Annotated in this window: 6 protein-coding genes; 1 reads left to right on the forward strand and 5 read right to left on the reverse strand. The window is 37.3% G+C overall.

The window, feature by feature from the left end; translation table 11 throughout:
• The first annotated feature begins 143 nt into the window (after nucleotides 1-143).
• On the forward strand, nucleotides 144-887 hold the full coding sequence (locus BQ7314_RS12355; protein WP_174483993.1) for a lipopolysaccharide kinase InaA family protein: 744 nt from the start codon (nucleotides 144-146) through the stop codon (nucleotides 885-887).
• 105 nt (nucleotides 888-992) lie between these two features.
• Here BQ7314_RS12355 and BQ7314_RS12360 read toward each other — a convergent pair whose 3' ends face one another.
• The 5 genes from BQ7314_RS12360 to BQ7314_RS12380 all read right to left on the reverse strand — a co-directional run bounded on the left by BQ7314_RS12360 (nucleotide 993) and on the right by BQ7314_RS12380 (nucleotide 6,325).
• A complete protein-coding gene (locus BQ7314_RS12360) occupies nucleotides 993-2,720 on the reverse strand; it encodes an ArnT family glycosyltransferase (RefSeq protein WP_174483994.1) in 1,728 nt (575 codons plus the stop codon).
• An 18-nt stretch (nucleotides 2,721-2,738) separates the two neighbouring features.
• Nucleotides 2,739-3,413, reverse strand: coding sequence for a TVP38/TMEM64 family protein (locus BQ7314_RS12365; protein WP_174483995.1), 675 nt, complete (start codon nucleotides 3,411-3,413; stop codon nucleotides 2,739-2,741).
• Between the two features lie 10 nt (nucleotides 3,414-3,423).
• Entirely contained in the window at nucleotides 3,424-4,149 is a 726-nt protein-coding gene (locus tag BQ7314_RS12370) for a glycosyltransferase family 2 protein (RefSeq protein WP_174483996.1), read from the reverse strand.
• 107 nt (nucleotides 4,150-4,256) lie between these two features.
• Nucleotides 4,257-5,270: a lipopolysaccharide heptosyltransferase II gene (waaF, locus tag BQ7314_RS12375; protein WP_174483997.1), complete on the reverse strand. Its 1,014-nt coding sequence runs from the start codon at nucleotides 5,268-5,270 to the stop codon at nucleotides 4,257-4,259.
• Nucleotides 5,267-6,325 carry a glycosyltransferase family 9 protein gene (locus tag BQ7314_RS12380; protein WP_174483998.1) on the reverse strand — a complete coding sequence of 353 codons (1,059 nt, stop codon included), beginning with the start codon at nucleotides 6,323-6,325 and terminating at the stop codon, nucleotides 5,267-5,269. The genes waaF and BQ7314_RS12380 overlap by 4 nt, the downstream gene beginning before the upstream one ends.
• Between the last annotated feature and the right edge of the window lie 332 nt (nucleotides 6,326-6,657).

Here is a 6,657-nt window from a genome sequence, read left to right on the forward strand (position 1 = left end):
AAACGAAATTTTGAAGGTTCTATGGCTCTTGCTTGTGCTTTTTTATGGTTACCTATGTGAAACGGCAACAGCCCCTACAATTTGAAGTTGAATATGACCTATAATATGTCACCTTTTACACTAATTGTATAAAATTTAGACACATGAAAATAGTTGTTGCTGCACCTTATAAAAGCACTGATATTCAAAGTCTTTTAAACGAAATACATAGGACAGGTCATGTCGAGTACCAAGGGCGTAATACAGTTAAGTCAATTAGAGTGGCCGATAAAACATGGAATGTTAAGATTTTTAAAGTTCCACATTTACTCAATAAATTTGTCTATCGTTACTTTAGAAAGTCTAAGGCGCAACGCTCTTTTGAATATGCACACACGCTGTTAGAAAAGGGTTTTTATACGCCTAATCCTATTGCTTTTGCTGAACAAAGGTCAGCGTTATTTTTGACTGATAGCTTTTATATCTCTGAACACTTAGATTGCCAATTAACTTTTAGAACGCTGATACATGAGCCACAATATCCAGATAGAACAAGAATTTTACAAGAGTTTACTGAGTTTACTTATAAGCTGCAAGAAAGTGGGATTTACTTTCTTGACCATTCCCCTGGCAATACATTAATTATTAAGCAAAAAGACAGCAGCTATAAATTTTATTTGGTTGATTTAAATCGAATGCGCTTTGGCCATTTAAACTACCAAACACGAATCGAAAATTTTACTCGATTGGCATTGACTGAGGATATGCTGGAAATAATCGCCTTAAAATATGCAGAACTTTGTCATAAAGAGTACCAAGATGTTTATACTGATCTTCTGAATGCTTGCGATAATTTTAAGGTAAAGCGTGCGAAACTATCAGCTTTAAAACAAAAATTTAAACGTTAGCCATCAAGCAAGCATCGACTAAAGTCGGTGCTTGTTCAAAAACATTCCCTTTATTAAAGAGGTGTTATTTTCAATTTTCTTAAGCGTGAAGTAATCCGCTGAACTTTATTTTTTATCGTAGCTAAACGCATATACATCTTCTGGGGCTTGGCTACAACTTGGCAAACGACTCTCTTCTGTAAACAACAACCAATCCCGCCTGTGGGCTCTACCTACCTCAATGGCTAGATTAGGATTAAAGCAACTTAAATCAGCTTTTTTATACGATAGTATATAGCGATTTTTTCTGTTTGCTTGCCATTGCCAGGCTTTCATAGATTGAAAATTTTCTGGCGTATGATAGCCAAAATGAGTTGTTTTAAAAGGTGAAAATAATATAAATTGCTCTCTAAGCCCTACAATACCTAATTCTGCATCTGCGGGTATTTTTTGTGCAACATTGGCTAAAACACTTTTTGGTGTTTTTAAAGGATCACGTAGTGCGTAACCCCAAGTACTATATAGAATCCATAACCCAGGAATAAAAATTATCCAGCTGATAAATTTAGCTTTTTTAAAACTAATTAAAGTTGCAAAACTTGCTAGTACACCCACTGTTAAAATTAATCCCCAGGGTTGAACATGAAATTTAGTTGCTAATTCTACTAATGCCCCAAAATCAAATAAACCAGCAAGACCGACGGTAACAAAAACTACACCAATCACTGCAATAATTGACCAAATGAGCCAATTAAGCCCTTTTTTTGATAAAACTTGCTCTAAATACGGTGCGGTAATTAATGCTAGCATAGGTAAGGCCGGTAACACATAAACACCTCGTTTAGCAGGGCTTATGCTAAAAAATATTAATACCAGCATAATCCATGCTAAAGGAAGAGTAATGCGTCTATCTGCCATGCAGATAGCCTGTTTCCAGTGCTTAAATAACCAAGGAAGCATTAAACATATTGGTAACCAGAAAACGGGGATGACTGAGACAAAATAGTACCAAAATGGCTTAAAGTGATGCCAGGGATTAGCATATCGAGTTATTGTTTGTTTGAATAAAATATTATCCCTATATTGCTCAAATAATGGGTTATTAGAATACTCAACTAATACCAGCATAGGTATAAACCAGAGCATAATAGCGACCAATAAAAATACTATACCGACCAGCCAGCGCCAGCTTCCTTGAATTTCTTGATCTTTCGGTTGTAATTTACGTACAAAAACATAGGGGATCAACATCAGAATAGGTAAAAACCCAACCCCCTTGGTAATCACACCTATGCCCATAAAAAAACAAGCAATAAAATACCAAGACCAATTGCCTTTATCTGATAGTAAGTGCCTTAATAAGCCATAACAGCCAATCGTAGTCCAGCAACAGAGCATGGCATCAATTTGTGCTGTTTTTGCCTGTAAGGTAAATTGAATGGTTAAAAGCAGTAAGATTGCCGCACGCCAACCCACTTGAGGAGACCAAAAGCGGCGACCTAAGTCATAAATCAGAAAAGTGGTAATAATGGAACAAATGCCTGAAGGTAATAAAAAAGCTATTTTCATTGAGCCAAGTAGCCAATAAAAAAATGCGATGCTCCACATAAAAACAGGGGGTTTATCAGGGTAAAGCTCACCTCCGCGCATGGGGAAAAACCACTGCCCCGTTTCGACCATTTCTTTGGCAATTTGAGCAAAACGCGGTTCATCTGCGGGCCAAGGCTCACGTAATCCCAGACCTATAAAAATCAAAGTCACTGCAAAAATAAATAACCATACTAGGTTAAATTGGTGATCATTGCCTGATTTGAAACGGTTTAAATCAAACCAATAAGCTATATTTACCGACACATTAATCTCGTTATTTTATTAATTAGTTAAGGATTCGCGTGTTTGTTTATCCATTTTGTATTGATAATATAAACGTACACTTAGTAATGTAGAAATAATAAAGAGAAAAACGCTTAAACCAATTTTCCAAAAAGATAATACTTCAACGCCACTACCAGCCAGTGAAAAAATAATCATTTGTGGCAGGTAGCCAATAAAAGAACCGGTAATAAAATGACTCCCTTTAGCTTGCGTCACACCGACCACTAAATTAGTTATTAAATTGCTACCAATAGGCAGCAACCTGATAATAATTGTTTTTGTAAAAGTATCATAATGTAAAAAGCGGTTAATACTATTAACTTTTTTCGGAAATTTATGGGTAATAATGGATCTTGCTACAATACGTGCAAAGTAGAAAGATAAAATACAGCCTAAAGTCGCGCCAAGTGTGGCTAAAAGTGCGCCATTAACTACGCCAAACGCATAACCACCTAAAAATGCGGCTAATTGTCGCGGTAGCCCACATGCTGTGGTGATCATACAAAACAGTGTGAAATACAAAATTCCTATCGTGCCTTGATTTTTAACTTTATTATCTATCCAAGCTTGATTGAAATCAGTTGATGATAGTATAAAATTAACTAACAAACCCAGTAAAATAAAGCTTATTAAGACGAGCAGTCCTTTTATCAGAACTTTATTAGCAAACATAAAAACCTACTTAAGCTTGTTTTATAATTTTAGCGTGTTTTGTTCGGCGCTGTAGCCACATAACGCCTAACATATCAACAATGCCAACCCATAAGCGATTCCACATATTATATTTAGAAACGCCTGCGAGGCGATTTCTGTGCTTGACTTCTGCAACAACAATTTCACCCTGTAAACGACCAATCAATGCTGGAAGGAAGCGATGCATATGATCAAAATAAGGTAGTTGTAAAAAGGTCGCTTTAGGAAACACCTTTAAACCACAGCCAGTATCTGGTGTACCATCGCCCAGCAAACTGGAGCGAACCTTATTAGCTAAGCGAGACTGAAAACGATACCAGGCAGTATCTTTACGGTTTTTACGATAACCGGCGATACAAAAATGTTCACCTGAATTAAATTGCTGAGCTTTAAGTAGCATCGCTGGAATATCTGCAGGATCATTTTGGCCATCAGCATCTAAAGTGACGATTAATTCGCCTTTGGCTGCTTTAATGCCTGAGTAGACTGCAGTACTTTGACCCACACTTTGTGCATGTTGTAATACTCTTAGTTTGCTACGTCCGGCATTTTTTAGACGAACAATTTCATCGAATGTTCCGTCACTACTACCATCATCAATATAAATAATTTCAAAATCTTGTTGTTCAGCTAATGCTGAATATATTTCATCTACTAAGGGTTGAATATTTTCACGCTCATCTTTAGCGGGGATGACTATTGAAATAGTGCTCATTTATAGGCCTAATCTTGATAACTGGAGGATGATTTTAACACTAGTTTATGGGTGCTAAATGGATATATGTGGGGTATTTATCTAAATACTCCCTATTAAGTTGATAACTACAAAACTGTTCGTAGCGATGCCCGTACACTTTCAACCGAGACATCAGTAAATCCTTTTACCCCCTCTAAAGTCTTTAATTTAATCCTATCTATAGTAGGGCTGTTAAATTCGGCTTGCAGAATAATTGCTTGATCATTCAATGGTGGAGTAAATTCGGGTGTCGAACTGCGATAAATAGCTATTTGCGGAATACCTACCGCTGCGGCAATATGCATTAAGCCTGAATCGTTGCTAATTGCTAAGTTAGCACAGGAAAGTAAATCTACAGCATCTAACAGACTCGTCTTACCGCATAAATTTTGTAACTCACAAGCACTTTTTTGCTCTATTTCTTTTGCCGTAGAAAAATCTTTAGGCGAACCTAAAAGGATAACCGTACAGCCTTGTTGAATTAAATCTTTAGCAATTTCAGCATAATTTTCTGTAGGCCAGCGCTTTGCGGGGCCAAATTCAGCGCCAGGCATAAGCGCGACTAAGGGCTTGTCTTTATCAAGTGCTAATTTTTGTCGCCATCGTGCAATATTTTTTTCGTCAACACTAAGCTTTGGCTGAGGAATTTCATTTAATGCGGGAATGTCAGCATCAGCATTAAGGCCTAAGTAAACATAACGCTGCACCATATAGGGTAACTTTTCTTTATCTAATTTACGTTTATCATTTAATAAGCCATAGCGCATTTCTCCCAAATACCCGGTTCGTTTTGGCGCTCCACACCAGTAACCGTTTAAGGCAGACTTCCAAGTGATTGGCATAGTAATCGCTAAATTATAATGCGTATTTTTGAGTTTATTGGCCAGTTGACGGCGCGCTTGCCAGCTCAATTTGCCACGCTCAAGCTCTATTTTATAATGATTATTTACCTCGGGCATACGCTGTAATAAATCATAAGGCCAAGGCGGAGAAATGACATCTAAAGTTAAATCAGCATATTGTTGGTGTAATACTTTAAATAGCGTCTGCGCCATCACCATATCACCAACCCAAGACGGTGAAAAAACAAGAATCTTCATAAATTAAATGTGTGTACTTTATTGAGAACCTGCTCTACAGAAATTAACTGTATGGCTTCCAAGCTAGGGATTTTCTTTTGCCAAGGTAATTGCTCAGCTGGTTTATGCATAAACTGTTGCGCGCTCCGTGCATAAATATTAATACAATTTTGTAATTGATTATAGGGACCAATATATTCCGGTCGTGTCACTGCATAAAGTCCAACAACAGATGTAGCAACTGCATTTGCTAGATGTAAAGGACCAGTATCAGGCGAGATAAGTAGCTTAACATGCTCAAGAATAGCGGCTAATTGCTTTAATGACGTTTGACCAATAAGATTGAGGCAAGGACTCGCTAGTTGAGATTGTATCTCTGCTCCAAATTTAACTTCTTTTGTGCTCGGTCCACCTGTTAAAACCAGCTGATATTCAGGGTAACGTTTATTTAATTTATTAATAAGGTTGATATAAAACTCTGCTGACCCTGTTTTTTCTTGTGTAGAGGCCATCGGGTTAATTGCAATCCAATGTGCATAAGATCGTAATTTTTCATCTGCCCAGACTTTATCCTTACTAGCAATAGGCAAGGCTAAATCATCGGTGCTGATTTTAATATCTTCAGTGACACCAGAAAATGCCTTTGCTAAAGCAAAAAATATTTCTACCTGATGTAGTTTAGGTGGCAAATCATAAGTCGTATCAGTAAATAAATGATGGCCTTCACGAGAATAAGGAGAGCCAAACCCCGTTTTATGATCGGCGGGTAAAAGAGCCATTACTATATTACTAACAAAACTCGTTTGAAAGCTAATTAATTGCCCTGTGTTTTTATGTCGCCATTGCTTTTTTAACTGCCAATAATCACTCAATGACTTAGGCTTATCAATAGCTACAACATTAACTTCGGATACTTCTGATATTAATGATGCGATAGGCCGGTCAATCAACCAATCAATTTGCGTATCGGGAAACTGCCGTTTTAATAAACGTACCGCTGGCAATAGCATCAACACATCTCCGATTGCAGATAGCCTGAGAATGGTTATTTTATTCGGCAGGCTGGCTCGGCTCATGTGTTTTTATGATTAAGTTAAAAATAACTTCCAATTCTATCACTCAAATTTCAGAGTTCAAAATCTGTTCTTCTTCTATGAAAATCATTATTTAACTCATTTATCGCATACGAGTACCTGCGTAAAATTACGCTAGCATCCTGCTTGCGCGATATGTCACACTGACTCTCAGTTTTTCTATTACGCCTTTACCCAGTCTAATTGCCGCTCTTTAAAACGGTTCTGTCGCAAGTATTATTGAAAACGCAGCACGTCTGCTCTTCAGGCATAACTATCCTGCTAAAGCCATAAATTGCTTATAAGCAGGCATATTTTCCTCGGACAACTGTCCC

The sequence above is a fragment of the methanotrophic endosymbiont of Bathymodiolus puteoserpentis (Logatchev) genome (genome assembly GCF_900128525.1).
Classification (GTDB): Bacteria; Pseudomonadota; Gammaproteobacteria; order Methylococcales; family Methylomonadaceae; genus Methyloprofundus.

Coding starts and splice junctions, on each gene's coding strand:
- waaF (WP_174483997.1), bottom strand. CDS start 5,270: ATGAAGATTCTTGTTTTTTCACCGTCTTGGGTTGGTGATATGGTGATG.
- BQ7314_RS12380 (WP_174483998.1), bottom strand. CDS start 6,325: ATGAGCCGAGCCAGCCTGCCGAATAAAATAACCATTCTCAGGCTATCT.
- BQ7314_RS12365 (WP_174483995.1), bottom strand. CDS start 3,413: ATGTTTGCTAATAAAGTTCTGATAAAAGGACTGCTCGTCTTAATAAGC.
- BQ7314_RS12370 (WP_174483996.1), bottom strand. CDS start 4,149: ATGAGCACTATTTCAATAGTCATCCCCGCTAAAGATGAGCGTGAAAAT.
- BQ7314_RS12355 (WP_174483993.1), top strand. CDS start 144: ATGAAAATAGTTGTTGCTGCACCTTATAAAAGCACTGATATTCAAAGT.